The sequence below is a fragment of the Endobacterium panacihumi genome, assembly GCF_050847465.1.
GTDB classification, from domain to species: Bacteria; Pseudomonadota; Alphaproteobacteria; order Rhizobiales; family Rhizobiaceae; genus Neorhizobium; species Neorhizobium panacihumi.
Genome location: NZ_JBOZRA010000001.1, coordinates 882096 through 901457, shown reverse-complemented (window position 1 = coordinate 901457; position 19362 = coordinate 882096). Strand labels below are relative to the sequence as shown.

The window sequence follows — 19362 nt, the reverse complement described above, 5'->3', positions numbered from 1 at the left end:
CTCAGACGTCGCCCGAAAACGTGTCGCAGTTCTTGATGTTGCCGCTGTCGAAACCGCGCTTGAACCATTTCATGCGCTGTGCCGACGTGCCGTGATTGAAACTGTCGGGCACGACATAGCCTTGGCTGCGCTTCTGCAGCGTATCGTCGCCGATCTGCTGGGCGGCATTCAACGCCTCCTCCAGATCGCCGCGCTCCAGAATACCCTGCTGCTCGGTATATTTGCCCCAGACGCCGGCAAAACAATCGGCCTGCAACTCGACACGCACAGACATGCGATTGGCCTCCACCTCGCTCATGCGCTGACGCGCCTGATTGAATTTTGGCAACACACCCAACAGGTTCTGCACATGATGTCCGACTTCATGCGCCACGACATAAGCCTCGGCAAAATCCCCCGATGCGCCAAAACGCTGGTCGAGCTCGCGGAAGAAATCCGTGTCGAGATAGACCTTGCGATCACTTGGGCAATAGAACGGCCCGGTCGCAGATGACGCTGTTCCGCAGGCGGAATTCGTGCCGCCGCTGAACATCACCAAGGTCGGTGGCTGATAGCGCTCTCCCGCCTGTTGAAAGATTTGCGCCCACGTGTCCTCGGTATCCGCAAGAACGGTGCGAACGAACTGGCCCATCTCGTCATTGGCAGGTGTTCGACGCTGGCCGCTCTCCTCATAGCTGCCGCCACCGCCACTCATGATGTCACCCCCGGACAGCAAAGTCAGGGGATTGATGCCCGTCAGCCAGCAGATGCCGAGAATGAGAATAAGCCCGCCGATACCGATGCCGCCGCCTCCGCGCCCACCGCCGCCGATCGGGATACGGAAACCTCCGCCGCCCATGGATCCACCACCGCGTCGATCCTCGACATTATCCGACTGGCGCCGACCTCTCCACTGCATGACATGCTCTCCAACGCAACAGTTTCAGACGAGCAATATAGATCAGGCGATGAGGAAATCCACGGCATCAGAAATGCGGTTTCAGCAAGCCACGAATACAACTAAAAGAAAATCCGCAGAACAAAATACACCTTACGATCAGATCAGCAACGAAGACAGCGCACATCTCAGCACATACGTTCGAAGCGCAAGAAACAACCATGAACAGATGAAACAAATACACATAGTCATGTTTTGACGTACTGACCGATTCACGAAGTAATAACCATGAACAGATATCTATTCCCCACCACGCCTTACCATTTCAAAAGGGAATATTTCGATGTCGTTCTTCGGTGGCAAACAAAGCGCGAATACCAAAAAGATCGAAGAGCGCCTGGCCGCGGTAAGCGAACGCTCCGAACTGCTGGATGAAGCCTGCGGCATCGGCTTGTGGGAAGCCGTGCTGGTCGATGGCGATGCCATGCATCCGCAGAGCCGCTGGACCTGGTCGGCGGAATTCCGCCGCATGATCGGTTATGAAAATGCCGCCGATTTCCCGAATGTCGTGCAGTCCTGGTCCGACAAGCTTCACCCCGATGATGTGCAGCCGACCTTCGCTGCATTCGCCGGCCACCTGACCGACAAGACCGGCCGCGCCCGTTACCGCGTCAACTACCGCCTCAAGATGCGCGACGGCTCTTACCGCTGGTTCCGCGCCACCGGCGGCTGCCGCCATCAGGCTGACGGCAAGACCATCCGCGCTTGCGGTTCGTTGACGGACGTTCACGAACAGATCCTCTTGGAACAAAAAACCGCCCGTGAGGCGGCCGAGGACAAGATCGCCATCGACAGCCTGCTCAATGGTCTCTCCGCACTGGCAAGCGGCGACCTGACCTACCGCGTCAATGCCGAATTATCTGAAAAGACCCGCCTCCTGAAGGAGGATTACAATCGCGCTGTCCGCACCGTTCAGAGCATGGTGTCTTCCGTCGCTCACGCAACACAGAGCATGCACAGCACCGCCTCGGAAATCAGCCATGCCTCCGACGATCTGGCGACGCGCACCGAGCGACAGGCTGCAGCCCTTGAAGAGACGGCTTCCGCCATCGACCAGATTACCTCGACAGTGAGCAAAACGGCCTCCGGCTCCAAGCAGGCGGCATCACTTACCCTGTCGGCCCGCAAGGTCGCGGAAACCTCGGCCTCGGTCGTCGCCAGCACGGTCACCGCCATGTCCCAGATCGAACAATCCTCACAACAGGTCGGCAAGATCATCGGCGTCATCGATGAAATCGCCTTCCAGACCAACCTTCTGGCCCTGAACGCCGGCGTCGAGGCCGCCCGCGCCGGTGAAGCCGGTCGTGGTTTTGCCGTTGTCGCCCAGGAAGTCCGCGAACTGGCACAGCGCTCCGCCAATGCAGCCAAGGAAATCAAGACGCTGATCGACACCTCGTCGCGTCAGGTGACGGAAGGCGTCGCCCTTGTCGATCAGACCGGCGAAGTGTTGCGTAACATTTCCAACCAGATCAACGAGATCAACACTGTCGTCAGCGACATCGCCTATTCGACGCAGGAACAGTCGACCGGCCTGCAGCAGATCAACACCGCCATCAACCAGATGGACCAGATGACCCAGCAGAACGCTGCCATGGTCGAGGAAACCACGGCATCCAGCCACGGCCTCGTCAAGGAAGCACAGGATTTGTCGCAGATGGTCGCAAAGTTCAATTTTGCGGACGAAACGGCTGGCCGCTCATACCAGCCTGCACATCGCCGCGCCGCCTGACCTGACATCCCCAAAGCAGAAGCCCGCTCACAAGAGCGGGCTTCTGTCGTTTATCACCTTGAGGAATACCGGGTGTCGCCTCAAGCGACCCGCAAAGATGCCTTGCTGGGAAGGAAGATCGTCAAGAGGCCCAATGCCGGCAGGAAGGCGCAAACGGCATAAACGAAAGCGATGCCGTGCGCGTCAGCCAGAAGGCCGAGCACCGCGGCGGCAATACCGCCCATACCAAAGGCAAAGCCGAAAAACACGCCGGCAATCATGCCGACACGCCCCGGCACCAGCTCCTGCGCCATGACAATGATCGCCGGAAATGACGACGCCATGATGAAGCCGACGATCGCCGACAACAGGATTGTCAGCGGCAGATTGGCGAACGGCATGGCGAGCGTAAACGGCAGAACGCCGAGGATCGAGAACCAGATCACCACCTTGGAGCCGAACCGGTCGCCGATCGGCCCACCCACCACGGTGCCAAGCGCGCTGGCACCGAGAAATACGAACAGCATCAATTGCGACTGCTGCACGGTGACGCCAAACCGCTCGATCACGAAAAAGGTGTAATAACTGCCGATGCTGGCCATGTAGATGTTCTTGGAGAATGTCAGCAACGCCAGAATGACCAATGCGATGATGACGGTATTGCGCGGCAAGGAATGGGCATGCACAACCTTCTTCTTGCCGGCATTGGCGGCCATGTGCGCCTTGTACCAGGACGCTACGCGGCCAAGCACGATGATGCCGATAATCGCGGCGATGCAGAACCAGGCGACGCTGCCCTGCCCGCGCGGCACGATGATGAAGGCTGCAAGCAGCGGCCCGATGGCGGTGCCGAGGTTGCCGCCGACCTGAAAGACCGACTGCGCGAATCCATAACGACCGCCGGAAGCAAGGCGCGCCACGCGCGACGATTCGGGATGGAATATCGCCGAGCCGATGCCGACCAGCGATGCGGCAAGTACCAGCATATTGTAGTCATGCGCTGTCGCCAGCAGCACGAGACCGATGAGCGTGGACGCCATGCCGACCGGCAGCGAATAAGGATAGGGCTTCTTGTCGGTGACGATACCGACCACCGGCTGCAGCAGAGATGCGGTGCACTGGAAAGCGAGCGTCAAAATGCCGATCTGCCAGAAATCGAGCTGATAATCGGCTTTCAGCATCGGATAGATGGCGGCGATCATCGATTGCATGATGTCGTTCAGCATGTGGCTGAAGCTGACGGCGAGGATGATCGGTAAGACGGTCACCTCGGCGGCAATTGCCGCCACAGGTTTGGAGGTCGCATCGGCCATAGAGTTCCTCCGCGCAAGCGGTCGTCGACTTGGAAGGCCCTTGCGATATCGTTTTTGATAAGCCGTAGGAGTAGTCCCGACATCACAACCTGTCTACGACAGTAAAGGGTAAATCGGTACGCTGTCCCGCGTCCCTACAAAGGCGCTAGGTCGGCAACTCTTTCAAAACGACTTTTTCTGCACGAATTTCCTGAGATATCAACGCGCCCCATCCCCCCGCAAGAATGACCGGCATGAGTGGAATTGCGAAAAGGAATACGAACCAATCGAGCATCGGCGTCATGACGACGGCAAGACAGATGGACCGCCGCGCGCCAGACCATCGGCCCGGATTATGGAGCAAGGCCGCGAACACGACCAACGCGCCAAGATCATAAGTCAAGGAATAGGGCGTGACGAGGAAGGTAGCGAAAGCGAGACTGGCAATTCGGCTGTCTGACGATCTCATCCTCGGAAGCGTCCACAAGAAGACACATAACGCAACGACCGCCACTGGTGCATGCACCGTCATGGCGAATGTCGCGTCGTATCCGAGACCACGCAAAGCACCAAAAACAGACGGCATCATCGCGAGGAATATTCCCGTCGCCGAATTCATGACCGAACTCTGGTAGGCCCATGTATTCTGAATATAACCGAACCAGGTATCCGGCCCAAAAATCAGTGCGGACATCAGAATCATGACGACAGTTGTGACGCCGGCCGAGGCGATGACGAGCCAGCGGCGCTCATAAATGAGCAAGATCGGAATCAATATTCCGAGTTGCGGTTTTACAGTCAGCATGCCGATCATCACCCCTGCGAGGACTGGCCGCCGGTCCCTTAGAACCAAACCATAGATAAACAACGATGCGGTAATGAAACCATTTTGCGCGGCCAGAATGTTACACAATAGAAACGGCAGCAGCAGAATGACCGGAAACTGCGGGTGTCGACGCGCAAAGATGGAAACGGCGTGCAGGTACACAAACAGTGTCACCAGCAGAAAGACGATCATCGAAATGCCATGCGGCAGAAACGCAAGCGGCCAGATCAGAAACAGGAAATGGGGCGGATAGCTCCACGAATGCCAGGGATAGTCCGCTCCAAAAGCTTGGCGCATATAGGCAAAATAGGCTTCGTGGCCGTTGAAAAGGTCCTGAACCTGCCCATCGAGAAACATCCGCGACGCTAGCCAGTAATTGGAAAAATCCCGATTGGTCCAAATGAGGCTTTGGGGATCCCCTATGAGCCATAGACATAACGTGACGACCGCGAGCGATGTCCCAAGAAGCGCCAATCCAATCAGCGAACGATTTAAATCATCAGACATCCTCAAGCTTTATTCCTTTGCTTGATCCCGCGATTTCAATTGCTCTTCTATGTCATCAACACCTGAATAATTTCTTCCGACCAACGGTGAATGCTTCGATGATGGTTTCAAACGACATTCGCGTTTTCCTGTCGATTTGCCGATTTATGGGGTTCTCATTGGCGCCGCTTTTGCCTATAAGCCGCGTCTAGCCAGAAATAATGTTACGCACGCGACCCGACCGGAGCATCCACGCCCCGTGCCGGCTTTTCGCGCAGAAAAACAGCGGATAGAGACCATGCCAAAGCGCCAAGACATCAAATCGATCCTCATCATCGGCGCGGGTCCGATCGTCATCGGTCAGGCATGTGAGTTCGACTACTCCGGCACTCAGGCCTGCAAGGCGCTACGCGAAGAAGGTTTTCGCGTCATCCTGGTCAACTCCAATCCGGCAACGATCATGACCGATCCGGGCCTCGCCGACGCCACTTACGTCGAGCCGATCACCCCTGAAGTCGTCGCCAAGATCATCGCCAAGGAACGCCCGGACGCGCTGCTGCCGACCATGGGCGGCCAGACGGCGCTGAACACCGCGCTCTCTCTCAAGCGTATGGGCGTCCTTGATCGCTACAATGTCGAGATGATCGGCGCAAAACCCGCCGCCATCGACATGGCCGAAGACCGCGCCCTGTTCCGCGAGGCCATGGCCCGCATCGGCCTTGAAACACCGAAGTCGATGCTGGCCAACGCCACCGACATCAAGGATGCCGACCGCAAGGCCCACGAAGCCGAGCGCGCAAAACTGCGCGAAACGCTTGCCGGCGCCGATCTCGACAAGGCGCTCGACGAGCTGGAAAACAAGTGGAATCTTGGCGAAACCGACCGCAAGCAGCGCTACATGGCGCATGCCATCGCGATCGGCGCGCAGGCGCTCGACGTCGTTGGCCTGCCGGCCATCATCCGCCCGTCCTTCACGCTCGGCGGCACCGGCGGCGGCATCGCCTATAACCGCTCGGAGTTTTTCGAGATCGTCGGCTCCGGCCTCGACGCCTCCCCGACCACCGAAGTTCTCATCGAAGAATCGGTTCTGGGCTGGAAGGAATACGAGATGGAAGTGGTCCGCGACACGGCGGACAACTGCATCATCATCTGCTCGATCGAAAACATCGACCCGATGGGCGTCCACACGGGCGATTCCATCACTGTCGCGCCGGCCCTGACGCTGACCGACAAGGAATACCAGATCATGCGCAACGCCTCGATCGCGGTTCTGCGCGAGATCGGCGTTGAAACCGGCGGCTCGAACGTGCAGTTCGCCGTCAACCCGAAGGACGGCCGCCTCGTCGTCATCGAAATGAACCCGCGCGTATCGCGCTCCTCGGCTCTGGCATCGAAGGCCACCGGCTTCCCGATCGCCAAGGTCGCGGCAAAACTCGCCATCGGCTACACGCTCGACGAGCTGGAAAACGACATCACCGGCGGCGCGACCCCTGCCTCTTTCGAGCCGTCGATCGACTACGTCGTTACAAAGATCCCGCGTTTTGCTTTCGAAAAATTCCCGGGCGCCTCGCCGGTCCTGACCACCGCCATGAAGTCGGTCGGTGAAGTCATGGCCATCGGCCGCACCTTTGCCGAATCGCTGCAGAAGGCGCTGCGCGGCCTTGAAACCGGCCTGACCGGTCTCGACGAAATCGAAATCCCCGGCATGGAAGAGGGCGAAGGCAACAAGAACGCCATTCGCGCCGCCATCGGCACGCCGACGCCTGACCGCCTGCGCCAGGTCGCACAGGCGCTGCGCTTCGGCCTCACCGAGGAAGAAGTGCACGAAGCCTGCAAGATCGATCCGTGGTTCATCGCCCAGTTCAAGGCGATCGTCGACATGGAAGCCCGCATCCGCGAGCACGGCCTGCCGACCGATGCCGAAAACCTGCGCAAGCTGAAGGCCATGGGCTTCTCCGACGCCCGCCTCGCCTCGCTGACCTCCAAGCGCCCGAAGGAAGTGGCCGAACTGCGCAACACGCTGAATGTGCGCCCGGTCTTCAAGCGCATCGACACCTGCGCCGCCGAATTCGCCTCGCCCACCGCCTACATGTACTCGACCTACGAGACCCCGTTCGTCGGCGCGCTGCGCTCGGAAGCCGAAGTTTCGGATCGCAAGAAGGTCGTCATCCTCGGCGGTGGCCCGAACCGTATCGGCCAGGGCATCGAGTTCGATTATTGCTGCTGCCATGCCGCCTTCGCGCTGAAGGATGCCGGCTATGAAGCGATCATGATCAACTGCAACCCGGAAACCGTATCGACCGACTACGACACCTCCGACCGCCTCTATTTCGAACCGCTGACGGCTGAAGACGTCATCGAAATTCTCCGCGCGGAGCAGGAAAAGGGCGAAGTTGTGGGCGTCATCGTCCAGTTCGGCGGCCAGACCCCGCTGAAGCTCGCCGAAGCGCTGGAAAAGAACGGTATCCCGATCCTCGGCACCGCACCCGACATGATCGACTTGGCCGAAGACCGCGACCGCTTCCAGAAGCTGCTGATGAAGCTCGACCTCACGCAGCCGAACAACGGCATCGCCTATTCGGTCGAACAGGCGCGCACAGTCGCATCCGAAATCGGCTTCCCGCTGGTCGTTCGCCCGTCCTACGTCCTCGGCGGCCGCGCGATGCAGATCATCCATAACGAAGCGATGCTGCAGACCTACCTGCTCGACACCGTGCCGGAACTAGTTCCGGAAGACATCAAGCAGCGTTACCCGAACGACAAGACCGGCCAGATCAACACCCTGCTCGGCAAGAACCCGCTTCTGTTCGACAGCTACCTGTCCAACGCCATTGAAGTGGACGTCGATTGCCTGTGCGACGGCAAGGACGTCTTCATCGCCGGCATCATGGAGCATATCGAGGAAGCCGGCATTCACTCAGGCGACAGCGCCTGCTCGCTGCCGCCGCGCACTCTGTCTGCCGAGATGATCGACGAACTCGAGCGTCAGGCGACCGCGATGGCCATGGCACTAAACGTTGTTGGCCTGATGAACGTCCAGTTCGCCATCAAGGACGAGACGGTCTACGTGCTGGAAGTCAACCCACGCGCCTCGCGTACCGTACCGTTCGTCGCCAAGACGATCGGCGCGCCGATCGCCAAGATCGCCGCCCGCGCCATGGCTGGTGAACAGCTTGATGCAACGTTCGCCGCCTACGGCACCAAGCCGGATCCGCGCAATCTCAAGCACATCGCCGTCAAGGAAGCCGTCTTCCCGTTCGCTCGTTTCCCGGGCGTCGATACGCTGCTCGGTCCGGAAATGCGCTCGACCGGCGAAGTCATCGGCCTCGACACCGATTTCGCGCTGGCCTTCGCCAAGAGCCAGCTCGGCGCTGGCGTCGAACTGCCGCGTGATGGCGCCGTCTTCGTATCGGTTCGCGACAGCGACAAGGAACGTGTCCTGCCGGCGATCCGCATTCTGGTGGAGATCGGTTTCAAGGTTCTGGCAACCGGCGGCACCGCCCGCTTCCTGGCAGAACACGGCATCGAAGCCACCAAGATCAACAAGGTTCTGGAAGGCCGTCCGCATATCGAGGACGCCATCCGCAACCGTCAGGTCCAGTTGGTCATCAACACGACGGATAGCAACAAGGCGATCTCGGACTCGAAGTCGCTGCGTCGCGCCACGCTGATGCAGAAAGTGCCCTATTACACCACCATGGCCGGTGCCGAAGCCGCCGCCATGGCCATCAAGGCGCTCAAGGCTGGCAATCTCGAAGTGCGCCCGCTGCAGAGCTATTTCTGAGCCTACGGATCCGCATGAAAACAGGCAAAAACCCGCGACATCGATCGCGGGTTTTTCGTTTTCCACACGCACCCAAGATTGCACCGGACAAGACCGGCTGCTAGCCTCCCCTCGGGAAACGGGGGAGAAGGATGTGAGCAAAAATATCGTCATACTGCTCGACGGCACGTCCAATGAAATTGCAGCCAACCGAAGCAACATCCTGCGCCTGTTCGGCACGCTGGAACGCTCCGAGCGCCAGATGGTCTATTACGATCCGGGTGTCGGCACGTTCGGGGCCGACGAGAACTGGTGGTCCTTCCGTCGCGATGCCGCCGAAATCTGGGGCTTGGCCACCGGCTGGGGGCTCGATCACAACGTCAAGCAGGCCTATCGTTTTCTCGTCGAGAACTATCAGGCCGGACCACGCGAAGACGGACGCCACTTTGACCGCGATCGCATTTATCTGTTCGGCTTCAGCCGGGGCGCCTACACGGCGAGAGTGCTCGCCGGCTTCATTCACGCTTTCGGCCTGATGTCCGCGTCCCATCTCAATCTGCTCGATTATGCCTACGGCGCATACAAGGACATCCCGGACCAGTCCTCGACCCGGACAAGCGCCGACGCCTCCCCCTTTGCAACCATGCGCCTTTACGAGCGCACGCTCGACAATGACCGCCCAGCCATACGGCTGCTCGGCCTGTTCGATACCGTCGCCTCGATGATCGAGAACGGCAACGGCCGGCTGCAACTGAAAACCCACCCCTTCACCCAGAAAAATCCCAGTGTCGAATGGGTGCGGCATGCAGTGGCGATCGACGAACGCAGGACGATGTTCCGACCGGAATTATGGGTTCCGGACCAGGATTATCGCGGCAATCCTTTTGCGCCGGTGCAGGGCAAGCAGAACGCCAAGGAAGTCTGGTTCGCTGGCTATCACCGCGACGTCGGCGGCGGATTTCCGGAAAAGGACAGCGCCCAGATCAAAATCCCGCTTTCCTGGATGATACGCGAAACCCGCCCGAGCGGCTTGTTTTACAAAGACCACACCATCGACAGGATCGTATTCGGAGAAAATACCGCTGACTATGTGCAACCGGACGCACTCGCGCCCCTTCACGACTCGATGAATGCGGGCTGGACGTTGCTGGAATGGCTGCCTCGAAAAGTGCCGAAGAACTCCTGGCGCAAGCCCGCGGCCACAGGCGGTTATTACATCCCGCGCTCGGATCCGCGCCTGATTCCCGCCAATGCTTTGCTGCATGAAACAGTTCAGGCCCGCATTGATGGCGGAGGCTATAATCCACCCAATCTGCCAGCCGGTGCGGAATTCGTATTCTGAGGGAATGGACACGGCTTACGCTTATGCGGACAGGCGGCCGATACACGCGATATCCTCGCGAAAGCGGTTCAGTTCCGCTGCCCTTCGCCCCTCATCGGGAATGCGCAGCAGGTAGGAGGGATGCACGGTCACAAACAGCGCCTGGCCCTTGCTCATCTCGATCGGCCGGCCGCGCACATCCTCCAGTCGGTCTTTTCGATCCGTAAGCGAAAAAAGCGCCGTCGCTCCCATCGCCACGATCAGCTTCGGCTGCACAAGGTCGATCTCGCGGGTCAGCCACCACCGGCATTGCTGCACCTCGCCCATGTTCGGGCGCTGGTGGATGCGGCGCTTGCCGCGCGGTTCATATTTGAAATGTTTGACCGCATTGGTGACGTAAAGCCTGCGCCGATCCATGCCGGCCAGCGACAGAGCCTCATCAAACACGCGGCCCGCAGGCCCGACGAACGGACGCCCCGCCAGATCCTCCTGATCGCCCGGTTGCTCGCCGACGATCATCACCTGTGCATCGACCGGTCCTTCGCCAAACACCGTCTGCGTGGCGCGACAATGCAGATCGCAGCGGTTGCAATGCCGCGCCTCCTGCCGCAGAGCCTCGATCGTGCCGGCCTGCGCCGCTGGCGCAGCCGGCACACGCGCTGCCGCTTCCTGCAGGCGATGATGGAAGGTCAACGGTTCCGTAGCCTGCCGTCGCCCCATGTCGAGAACCTGAGCCTCAGCGCCGGCAATCAGGCCGGGGATGAGGTCCGCTTCCGGCAGGTTTTTCCAATATTTCTTCGGCATCTCCGTCATCATCATCTTCACCTTCAGCCGGGCGGGATTGAAGATGGAGGCGTAATAGGTACGCCAGAGCTCGTCGGTCTCATCCGTTATGTCAGGCTTTTGTGCCGGCTCCGCCGAAGTCCGCAATGTCTGGCCATCCCAGGAGGCCGATCCGCGCGGTGTAGCGATGATCCAATCCATATCGTTGAACCGCCGCTGGAAGAACGGGGCGACCCGATTGACGATAAAATGATCCGGCTCGAACCAGGCAAGAAAGCGGCGTCGGCCGGCCACGCCCGCAGCCAAGGGCATTTCCTTGAAACGCACGAAGGCTGTCATCTTGTGATAATCGCGGCCCACCGATTTATGCATGCGATGCGCCGCCACCACATCGGCATCCGATTTCACCTCCAGCAGATGCCGCTCCTGCCGCAAGCGAAACAGAAGGCGATAAAGCAATGCAAATCGCCCGGGATCAGCGTGACAGACAACCGCTTCCGCAAGCCGAAGAAAGGCTGGCGGCACGCACACCTGTGCCGCATCTCCGTTCACGACCGGAAGCACGGTTGCACCCGAGGACGAGCAACCGCCGTCATCAAACAGCCCCTGCTCTCCATCACGCAGCCGCCAGTCGATCTTTTGCGGCTCGATGCCTGCAATCAGGAAACGACGCGCCGCATCCCGCCATTCGGAAAGATCGCCCCGCCCCTCCAGAAAACAGCACTCCGTCATAACAGTGACAACTGTTCCGGTTTCGGCATGAACATTGCCCGCAGATCGGTGCGATCGACCAGCCGGTGCGGTGTCCAGCCCTCTGCAATGATAAAAGCCTGCACTTTCTTCAGCGATACACCCAGGCGCGCAACATCCTCCAGCCGAAGGCGGCGGAAGCGGCGGGCCGACAGAATGGATTTCACCGTCTTGGTACCGAAACCCGGCACGCGAAGAAGCTTTTCCTTGTCTGCCCGGTTCACATCCACCGGAAACTGCTCGCGATGCCCGAGTGCCCAGGCCAGTTTGGGATCGACATCAAGGTCCAGCATGCCGTCGGGCCGCGACGATGTGATCTCGCCGATATCGAAGCCATAAAAGCGGTACAGCCAGTCGGCCTGATATAGCCGGTGTTCGCGCATCAATGGCGGCTTGATCAGCGGCAGGTTTTTCGATGAATCGGGGATTGGGCTGAAGGCCGAATAATAGACGCGCTTCAAGCCATAGCTGCCATAAAGCCGAGCACTGGTGCCGAGAATGGTGGCGTCGTCAGCGGCATCGGCCCCAACGATCATCTGTGTGCTCTGCCCCGCCGGCGCAAACTTCTGTCGCCGTTTGCTCTGCAGGGTCGGCTCGGCCATCTCTTCAATTTTAAGACGCAGATTGCCCATCGAACGCCGTATATTGTCCGGCCGTTTTTCCGGCGCAAATTTACCGATGCCGGCATCCGTCGGCAGTTCGATGTTGATCGAGAGACGGTCCGCATACAGTCCCGCCTCCTCGATCAGTTTCGGTGAGGCTTCGGGAATGGATTTCAGGTGAATGTAGCCGCGAAAATTATGGATCGTTCGCAGTTCGCGCGCAATGCGTACCATTTCCTCCATCGTGTGGTCGGAGGAGCGAATGATGCCGGAGGAAAGGAACAGGCCCTCAATATAATTGCGCCGATAAAATTCCAGCGTCAGCCAGACCACTTCCTCGACCGTAAACCGCGCCCGCTCGACATTGCTCGACGATCGATTGATGCAATAGGCGCAATCATAGATGCAGAAATTCGTCATCAGAATTTTTAAAAGCGAGATACATCGCCCATCCGGCGCATAGGCGTGGCAAATGCCTGAACCCTCAGTCGACCCCAGTCCGCCAGATGCCGACGAATCTCTTTTCACCGTCCCGCTCGATGCGCAGGAAGCGTCATATTTGGCCGCATCAGAGAGAATGGCGAGGCGTTCTTTAAGCGATTTCTTCATTAGTTTGTTCACTATATGTTCTCAACACGAATGTCAAGAAACCCTGCAAAAGCAACTGTGCCCCTGTGAAATCGCGCATGAATGCACTATCTCTGTTTTTATTGGAATTTGCCGTCAGATTTCTGTTATACTGGCGCAAATAATGTTTTTCGGACGGTTCCGGAGTTTTGCTCCGGGACCTCTTTCTTTTTGTGTCCGCGCATGGCGGACGCAGGGTCGAGGACTAGGAAATGGTTGAAAAGGTACCGATGACGCCGAACGGTTTCACGAAGCTTCAGGAGGAGCTTCGCTGGCGTCAGCAGGAAGAACGTCCGCGCATCATTGAAGCGATTGCCGAGGCGCGCGCCCATGGCGACCTGTCGGAAAACGCCGAATACCACGCCGCCAAGGAAGCGCAGAGCCATAATGAAGGCCGGATCACCGAACTTGAGGACCTGACAGCCCGCGCGGAAGTGATCGACCTGTCGAAAATGTCCGGTTCGACCATCAAGTTCGGCGCCACGGTCAAACTCGTTGATGAAGATACCGACGAAGAAAAGACCTACCAGATCGTCGGCGATCAGGAAGCCGATGTGAAGCAGGGCCGCATTTCCATTTCCTCGCCGATCGCACGTGCGATGATCGGCAAGGAAGCCGGCGATTCCATCGAGGTGGTCGCTCCGGGCGGCTCCAAGGCCTACGAAATCCTGACCGTCACCTGGGGCTGACCAGCCCTCGGTATCGGCCCGAAAATCGCAATCGATTTTCGGGCCGATACGATGCGCAGATCCAAGAACTAGAGCGTCTTTTGTGCGTCCAGATGGGCGCACGGCGTCCTAAGGCAGCATGCCGGAGACAACAGTGCCGCTTGCCGACATCCGCAAGATCCAAGTCATTGCGCCGAATTTCAAAAGGCGCCTTTCCGGCGTGACATCAACGATCATCCAGCTTCTGCCGGTTCAAGCCCGGCAGGGCCAGCGGATCGCCTCTCTTGGCCCCGGCCTGCCGGAAAGCCTGCCCTTCATTCGTTTTCGCGACCTCTTCCACCTCTGGTCGGAGCCGGATGGCGCCTCTGTTCGTATCTGGCATGCCCGCCGCAATCTCGAAATGCTGCCGGCAATCGTGATGCGCGATGTGTTGCGGATGAAGATCCGCATTGTCTTCACCTCGGCTTCGCAGCGCAAGCATACCGGCTGGACGAAATGGCTGATCTCGAAAATGGACGCTGTGATCGCCACCAGCGCCAAGACATCAGCCTATCTGGAAGTGCAAAACACCGTCGTGCTGCACGGTATAGATACGCACCGTTTTTCGCCGCCGGAAGATAGGGCGGCAGCGAAACGCGCCTGTGGGCTTGATGGCGATGCGCAGATCGTCGGCTGCTTTGGTCGTGTGCGTCACCAGAAAGGCACCGATCTGTTCGTCGACAGCATGGTCCGCCTTCTGCCCGACAGGCCTGACTGGATCGCCATCATCGCCGGTCGCGCAACGGCCAAACATATGGCCTTCGAAAACGAACTGAAGGCGCGCGTGGCGGCGGTTGGCCTTGCCGACCGTATCCTCTTTGTCGGCGAGCATACGAATATCAACGACTGGTATCGGGTGCTGGATCTTTTTGTCGCGCCGCAACGCTGGGAAGGGTTTGGGCTTACCCCGCTCGAGGCGATGGCAACGGCAGTACCGGTCGTGGCGACCGATGTCGGCGCATTTTCCGAACTGCTGGTGACCGGCGAGAACGAGACGGGCGAGATCGTTGCCCGCGACAATCTCGATGTCATGGTGAATACCACGGCGCTTTTCATGGACGATGACGTGCGGCGCGCGATGGCCTCGAAACGAGCGCTCGCCCACGTTGCGCAGAATTTCAACATCGAGGGCGAGGCACAAAAACTGGGCGACATCTACAAGGCCACCGCCACCTGAGTGGCGCGGCCCATCACTCTATCTCATCGGCAATAGGGTGTTTTCTGAGCGCATTGCGCTGATAGATCTTGGCCTGGGTCAGGAACGAATAGGATGCGCCGGTCATGGCTTGGATCAGACCCGGCACGCCACAGCGCCACAGGCCGTTGAAGAAATACAGACGCAGGAAATAAACGGTCGGTGAAAACACGAGCTTCTTGAGCTTCGACCGCTTGCCTTCGGCAACTTTCTGGTTGGCCTTCAGGGTCGAATATTTGTTTTCCTTCAAAATCTGCTCATCGAGCAGAAGGGGGCGGAAATGCAGCAGGCTGCCCGATGGCGTGTCTTTCACGCGTCCGTTCGGCATGATGCCTTCATGCACCGTCTGGCTGAGATCATACTCACCCTTGCCGTTGCGGATCATCCGCAAGTTCTGACGCTCACGAACGTTTTCGGGCGTATAACCATAACCGATCAGATACGGACGCCGAGCGATGCGCCATCCGACAATATTTTCCGGTGCCACGACAAGTTTCGGCAGCAATGCCTGGAATTGCTCGTCCAGCCGTTCGTCCGCGTCGATGTTAAAGCACCATGGCTGGCTGCACTGCGACAACGCAAACTGCTTCTGCCCCGCATAACCGCGCCAAGGCTCGTACATGAAGCGGATTGGCCATCCACGGTCGATATAGGACTGGACGAGCTTGGCGGTTCCGTCGGTCGAGCCCGAGTCAACGATGACGATTTCAGAAAAGCCCTTTAGACTTTCGATGCAGCGCCCTAGATAATTCTCTTCATTGAGGCAGATAATGAAGCCCGATATAGGCAGAAGGCCAGTCATAGATTAGATCCATCGAGAACGGCGGCCCAAACGCGCCGGACACTTGAGTTTTGGCAGCATCTATACGAGCCACGAGAGGAAGGGTAGCGGGTCATGAAGATTTTCGTCATCAATCTGGCACGTAATCCCGAGCGCCTCGAGCGCATGGAAAGGCTTCTCGGCGCACAGGGTCTGGAATTCGAACGCCTGGACGCCGTCGACGGCAAGCGTCTCGATGCGGAAGAGATCGCGCGCTGGTCTCAAAAAAAGCCCGACGGCAGTCTCTGTCTTTCCCCGAGCGAGGTCGGCTGCATGCTCAGCCACCGGCACGCCTGGGAAAAGATCGCCGCCATGGAAACCGGCCATGCGGCGGTGCTTGAAGACGACATTCATTTTTCAGCCGAAGCAGCCGCCTTTTTGAAATCGGGCAAGTGGATCCCGGCCGATGCGGAGATCGTCAAGATCGAGACGGTCAAGAAATGGAAGACCGTCGTTTCGAAGACAAGCATCCCGCTGGATCATGGTCATAGCCTGGCAAAACTGCTTGGCCAGCATTTTGGTATGGCAGGCTACATTTTGAGCCCGCTGAGCGCGCGGCGGCTTATTGGTGAACTGGGAAGCGTTCACATGGCGGTGGATCAGATTCTGTTCGATCCCGCTTCTGTTCTCTTTAAACGCCTTCAAATTTACCAGATGATGCCTGCTCTTTGCATACAAGACCAGTTCATGGGCTCGAAGGCGGAAGCACTGCCGAGTGACATAACACGGGCGTGGGAAATCAATCGCAAACGCAAAACACTGAAACAGAAAATTATACGCGAGGGGCACCGCTTCTGGGCGCAGCTCACCACCTTTATCTCTGGATGTCGGTTGAACCCGTTTTCCCGACAAATCAATGTGCGCGTCGATTTTCGGCAGCATGCTGACACGCACTAAAAATCAATCGGTCTTCGCCTCAGCGCAACGCGCATACTTCCCAAATAACTCTTTCGCCTTGCCTTGGAACGGCATAGACAGCGAAACCGATTTGGCGGAGCTTTTGAATGAAAACCCTCATTTACCAATTCTGGAAGGGCACGGTTCCAGCCTATGCCAGCCTGAGTTCACGTCTGTTCAGGGAATATGCGCAACGCCATGGTGCCGAATATCGCTTCGATGAAAACCCTGATTTTTTCAAAGGCAAATATTCAGAATATTATCATGCGCTTCTTCCGATTTATGATGACAGTTTTCTTGACTATGACAGGGTCATCTTCATTGATGCCGATGTCTATCCGAAAAAAGCGGCATCGGCCGATATCCTGACATGCCCCGTCGATCACATAGGCATGGTTGAGGAGCTGGATTCTGAAATTCGCGACGACCGGCCCAAATGGCTGAATGACCGGAATGATAATCGCTGGGCGATGGTCTCCGGTGGCATTTTTCGGGCCAAGCCTCCCCGGCTCCACGATGGCAAGACACGCGCCTTCAATTCGGGTGTCATCGTCTATACCCGCGCAGGTCTCGCTGCCGCGCGACAAAACTTTCCCAATATCACGGCCTATTCCGTCGCAATGCGTCTGGCATTTCTGCCGCGCTTTTATCGCCTGGACCAAAATTATCTTGGCACGGCCTGCTTCAGGCAGGGAATGCAGTTCACGCCACTGGAGCAGCGATGGAACCGCATTGTGAAAGCTGCAACGCTGGATGAAAACCGCCTTGTCAAATCACCGCGCAGTGACACGGCATTCGTCCATTGGCAGGTTCGAAACAGACGAGACTACACTGAACAGGACATCGTCGCGATGATTGAAAGCGCATGAGACCACGACTGGCGTACCCATTGGCGCCCGCACGTAAAGGCAATCAATCGAACTGCGTTCAAGTGATCGACGCAGTCACACCTCCACCAAACCGATCTTCTTCACCTGCCTGATCGTCAGCATCGTCCTGACGGTATCCACGTGCTCGTTTGCCGTCAGCACCTCGATGACAAAGTCCTGGAATTTCGTGAGATTTTCCGAGACGCAATGCAGCAGGAAATCGCTGTCGCCCGACACCATCCAGGCCTGACGCACCATCGGCCATTGCTCCGTGGCGGCGGCAAACGATTTCAGGTTGGCTTCGGATTGATGTTTCAGCCCGACAACGCAGAAGGCAACCAGATCGAAACCCAGCTTCGGCCCGTTGAGCATGGCATGATACCCCTCGATGATGCCGCTTTCTTCCAGCTTGCGCACGCGCCGAAGACAGGGCGGTGCCGAAATACCAACTCTCTCCGCCAGCTCGACATTGGTCATACGGCCGTCAGCCTGTAATTCGCGCAGGATTTTCAGATCGATGCTGTCGAGCTCAATGCGGATCACGGCACTGCCTTTCTGTCTTTGTCACGCAAGCATCCTCTATAGAAATCGAAGGATTCCGCAACAAAGTTTCGAGCCAGCGACGGATTGTTGCACAGAAGGCTCAAGTCCTGTTGGAAACGCATGGCTGCCCTTGAATCTCCGCATGGAACAATCATAAATGAAGGCTCGTCGGCAGTGGAATGCGGTTTGATACCCATATAGGGATGCAGTTCACCCTCTTAAGGCTCTCTGCCGCGGCACTGAATAAGGATCGTCCCATGTCTGCCCGTCACACCCAGGTTCTCATCATCGGCTCCGGCCCGGCCGGTTACACTGCCGCCATTTATGCGGCGCGCGCCATGCTGAAGCCCGTTCTGATCGCCGGCATGGAACAGGGCGGCCAGTTGATGATCACCACCGATGTGGAAAATTATCCGGGGTTTGCCGATCCAATCCAGGGCCCGTGGCTGATGGAGCAGATGTTGGGTCAGGCCCAGCATGTCGGCGCCGAAATCGTCAACGACCTCGTGACCGAAGTCGATACCAGCCATCGCCCCTTTACCGTCAGGACGGATAGCGGACAGGTCTGGACCGCAGACACGCTGATCATCGCCACCGGCGCCAAGGCAAAATGGCTCGGCATTGAAAGCGAGCAGGCGTTTCAGGGCTTTGGTGTTTCCGCCTGCGCCACCTGCGACGGCTTTTTTTATCGCAACAAGGACGTCATCGTTGTTGGCGGCGGCAATTCGGCTGTCGAGGAAGCGCTTTATCTTTCCAACATCGCCAAGACAGTCACCGTCGTACATCGCCGCGACAGCTTTCGCTCGGAAAAGATTTTGCAGGAACGCTTGTTCCAGCGCGAGAACGTCAAGGTTCTGTGGAACACCGAGATCGCCGAAATCACCGGCACCCCGGCCAAGCCGCCGATGCCACCGTCGGTATCCGGCGTTCGCCTGCGCGACACCCGCACCGGCACTGTCAGCGACAGCACGATCGACGGCGTGTTTGTGGCGATCGGCCACGCTCCGGCGGTCGAACTGTTCAAGGACAAGCTGAAGCTGAAATCCAACGGTTACCTCTGGACCGCACCGGATTCGACCGCGACCGACGTGCCGGGCATTTTTGCGGCCGGTGACGTGACCGACGACACTTTCCGTCAGGCAATCACCGCCGCCGGCATGGGTTGCATGGCTGCGCTCGAGGCAGAACGTTTTCTTGCCGGCATCCAGCCGATAGCCGAAGCCGCCGAATAACGAA

At 58.3% G+C, this 19362-nt stretch carries 15 protein-coding genes; 8 read left to right on the top strand and 7 right to left on the bottom strand.

The window, feature by feature from the left end; genetic code table 11:
- Position 1 precedes the first annotated feature (1 nt).
- Complete coding sequence (ypfJ, locus tag ACRQ1B_RS04505) at positions 2-898, bottom strand: KPN_02809 family neutral zinc metallopeptidase (RefSeq protein ID WP_432292460.1); 897 nt, start codon at positions 896-898, stop codon at positions 2-4.
- A gap of 322 nt (positions 899-1220) precedes the next feature.
- Between ypfJ and ACRQ1B_RS04500 the strand changes: the two genes are divergently transcribed.
- Positions 1221-2666, top strand: coding sequence for a methyl-accepting chemotaxis protein (locus ACRQ1B_RS04500; RefSeq protein ID WP_432292459.1), 1446 nt, complete (start codon positions 1221-1223; stop codon positions 2664-2666).
- 80 nt (positions 2667-2746) lie between these two features.
- Here the strand turns inward: ACRQ1B_RS04500 and ACRQ1B_RS04495 are convergent, their stop codons facing one another.
- Positions 2747-3958 carry an MFS transporter gene (locus tag ACRQ1B_RS04495; RefSeq protein WP_432292458.1) on the bottom strand — a complete coding sequence of 404 codons (1212 nt, stop codon included), beginning with the start codon at positions 3956-3958 and terminating at the stop codon, positions 2747-2749.
- A 145-nt stretch (positions 3959-4103) separates the two neighbouring features.
- Positions 4104-5270 carry a glycosyltransferase family 87 protein gene (locus ACRQ1B_RS04490; protein WP_432292457.1) on the bottom strand — a complete coding sequence of 389 codons (1167 nt, stop codon included), beginning with the start codon at positions 5268-5270 and terminating at the stop codon, positions 4104-4106.
- A gap of 277 nt (positions 5271-5547) precedes the next feature.
- Between ACRQ1B_RS04490 and carB the strand changes: the two genes are divergently transcribed.
- Positions 5548-9033, top strand: coding sequence for a carbamoyl-phosphate synthase large subunit (gene carB, locus ACRQ1B_RS04485; protein WP_432292456.1), 3486 nt, complete (start codon positions 5548-5550; stop codon positions 9031-9033).
- A gap of 133 nt (positions 9034-9166) precedes the next feature.
- Positions 9167-10354, top strand: a complete 1188-nt coding sequence (locus tag ACRQ1B_RS04480; RefSeq protein ID WP_432292455.1) for a T6SS phospholipase effector Tle1-like catalytic domain-containing protein — start codon at positions 9167-9169, stop codon at positions 10352-10354.
- 21 nt (positions 10355-10375) lie between these two features.
- Here the strand turns inward: ACRQ1B_RS04480 and ACRQ1B_RS04475 are convergent, their stop codons facing one another.
- Together ACRQ1B_RS04475 and ACRQ1B_RS04470 are read right to left on the bottom strand one after the other, a co-directional pair.
- Positions 10376-11848 (bottom strand): UdgX family uracil-DNA binding protein, encoded by a 1473-nt coding sequence (locus ACRQ1B_RS04475; protein WP_432292454.1) that lies wholly within the window; start codon positions 11846-11848, stop codon positions 10376-10378.
- Positions 11845-13077 (bottom strand): putative DNA modification/repair radical SAM protein, encoded by a 1233-nt coding sequence (locus tag ACRQ1B_RS04470; protein ID WP_432292453.1) that lies wholly within the window; start codon positions 13075-13077, stop codon positions 11845-11847. The genes ACRQ1B_RS04475 and ACRQ1B_RS04470 overlap by 4 nt, the downstream gene beginning before the upstream one ends.
- Before the next feature lie 230 nt (positions 13078-13307).
- Here ACRQ1B_RS04470 and greA point away from each other — a divergent pair, with 230 nt between their 5' ends.
- Both greA and ACRQ1B_RS04460 read left to right on the top strand, forming a co-directional pair.
- Positions 13308-13784, top strand: coding sequence for a transcription elongation factor GreA (gene greA, locus ACRQ1B_RS04465; RefSeq protein WP_432292452.1), 477 nt, complete (start codon positions 13308-13310; stop codon positions 13782-13784).
- Between the two features lie 118 nt (positions 13785-13902).
- On the top strand, positions 13903-14979 hold the full coding sequence (locus ACRQ1B_RS04460; protein ID WP_432292451.1) for a glycosyltransferase family 4 protein: 1077 nt from the start codon (positions 13903-13905) through the stop codon (positions 14977-14979).
- 13 nt (positions 14980-14992) lie between these two features.
- On the opposite strand, the gene ACRQ1B_RS04455 is transcribed toward ACRQ1B_RS04460, so the two are convergent.
- Positions 14993-15799 (bottom strand): glycosyltransferase family 2 protein, encoded by an 807-nt coding sequence (locus ACRQ1B_RS04455; protein WP_432292450.1) that lies wholly within the window; start codon positions 15797-15799, stop codon positions 14993-14995.
- A 93-nt stretch (positions 15800-15892) separates the two neighbouring features.
- Between ACRQ1B_RS04455 and ACRQ1B_RS04450 the strand changes: the two genes are divergently transcribed.
- Both ACRQ1B_RS04450 and ACRQ1B_RS04445 read left to right on the top strand, forming a co-directional pair.
- The gene (locus ACRQ1B_RS04450) at positions 15893-16714 is read left to right on the top strand and encodes a glycosyltransferase family 25 protein (protein ID WP_432292448.1); all 822 of its coding nucleotides are present in this window, start codon (positions 15893-15895) and stop codon (positions 16712-16714) included.
- 107 nt (positions 16715-16821) lie between these two features.
- The gene (locus ACRQ1B_RS04445; protein WP_432292447.1) at positions 16822-17583 is read left to right on the top strand and encodes a glycosyltransferase; all 762 of its coding nucleotides are present in this window, start codon (positions 16822-16824) and stop codon (positions 17581-17583) included.
- Between the two features lie 75 nt (positions 17584-17658).
- On the opposite strand, the gene ACRQ1B_RS04440 is transcribed toward ACRQ1B_RS04445, so the two are convergent.
- Complete coding sequence (locus tag ACRQ1B_RS04440; protein ID WP_432292446.1) at positions 17659-18126, bottom strand: Lrp/AsnC family transcriptional regulator; 468 nt, start codon at positions 18124-18126, stop codon at positions 17659-17661.
- A gap of 257 nt (positions 18127-18383) precedes the next feature.
- Between ACRQ1B_RS04440 and trxB the strand changes: the two genes are divergently transcribed.
- Positions 18384-19358 (top strand): thioredoxin-disulfide reductase, encoded by a 975-nt coding sequence (gene trxB / locus ACRQ1B_RS04435; protein WP_432292445.1) that lies wholly within the window; start codon positions 18384-18386, stop codon positions 19356-19358.
- Positions 19359-19362 lie beyond the last annotated feature (4 nt).

Excerpts from the sequence above, each read along its gene's own strand:
- ypfJ (WP_432292460.1), bottom strand. The coding sequence starts at position 898 with ATGCAGTGGAGAGGTCGGCGCCAGTCGGATAATGTCGAGGATCGACGC.
- ACRQ1B_RS04500 (WP_432292459.1), top strand. The coding sequence starts at position 1,221 with ATGTCGTTCTTCGGTGGCAAACAAAGCGCGAATACCAAAAAGATCGAA.
- ACRQ1B_RS04495 (WP_432292458.1), bottom strand. The coding sequence starts at position 3,958 with ATGGCCGATGCGACCTCCAAACCTGTGGCGGCAATTGCCGCCGAGGTG.
- ACRQ1B_RS04490 (WP_432292457.1), bottom strand. The coding sequence starts at position 5,270 with ATGTCTGATGATTTAAATCGTTCGCTGATTGGATTGGCGCTTCTTGGG.
- carB (WP_432292456.1), top strand. The coding sequence starts at position 5,548 with ATGCCAAAGCGCCAAGACATCAAATCGATCCTCATCATCGGCGCGGGT.
- ACRQ1B_RS04475 (WP_432292454.1), bottom strand. The coding sequence starts at position 11,848 with ATGACGGAGTGCTGTTTTCTGGAGGGGCGGGGCGATCTTTCCGAATGG.
- ACRQ1B_RS04470 (WP_432292453.1), bottom strand. The coding sequence starts at position 13,077 with ATGAAGAAATCGCTTAAAGAACGCCTCGCCATTCTCTCTGATGCGGCC.
- greA (WP_432292452.1), top strand. The coding sequence starts at position 13,308 with ATGGTTGAAAAGGTACCGATGACGCCGAACGGTTTCACGAAGCTTCAG.
- ACRQ1B_RS04460 (WP_432292451.1), top strand. The coding sequence starts at position 13,903 with ATGCCGGAGACAACAGTGCCGCTTGCCGACATCCGCAAGATCCAAGTC.
- ACRQ1B_RS04455 (WP_432292450.1), bottom strand. The coding sequence starts at position 15,799 with ATGACTGGCCTTCTGCCTATATCGGGCTTCATTATCTGCCTCAATGAA.
- ACRQ1B_RS04450 (WP_432292448.1), top strand. The coding sequence starts at position 15,893 with ATGAAGATTTTCGTCATCAATCTGGCACGTAATCCCGAGCGCCTCGAG.
- ACRQ1B_RS04445 (WP_432292447.1), top strand. The coding sequence starts at position 16,822 with ATGAAAACCCTCATTTACCAATTCTGGAAGGGCACGGTTCCAGCCTAT.
- trxB (WP_432292445.1), top strand. The coding sequence starts at position 18,384 with ATGTCTGCCCGTCACACCCAGGTTCTCATCATCGGCTCCGGCCCGGCC.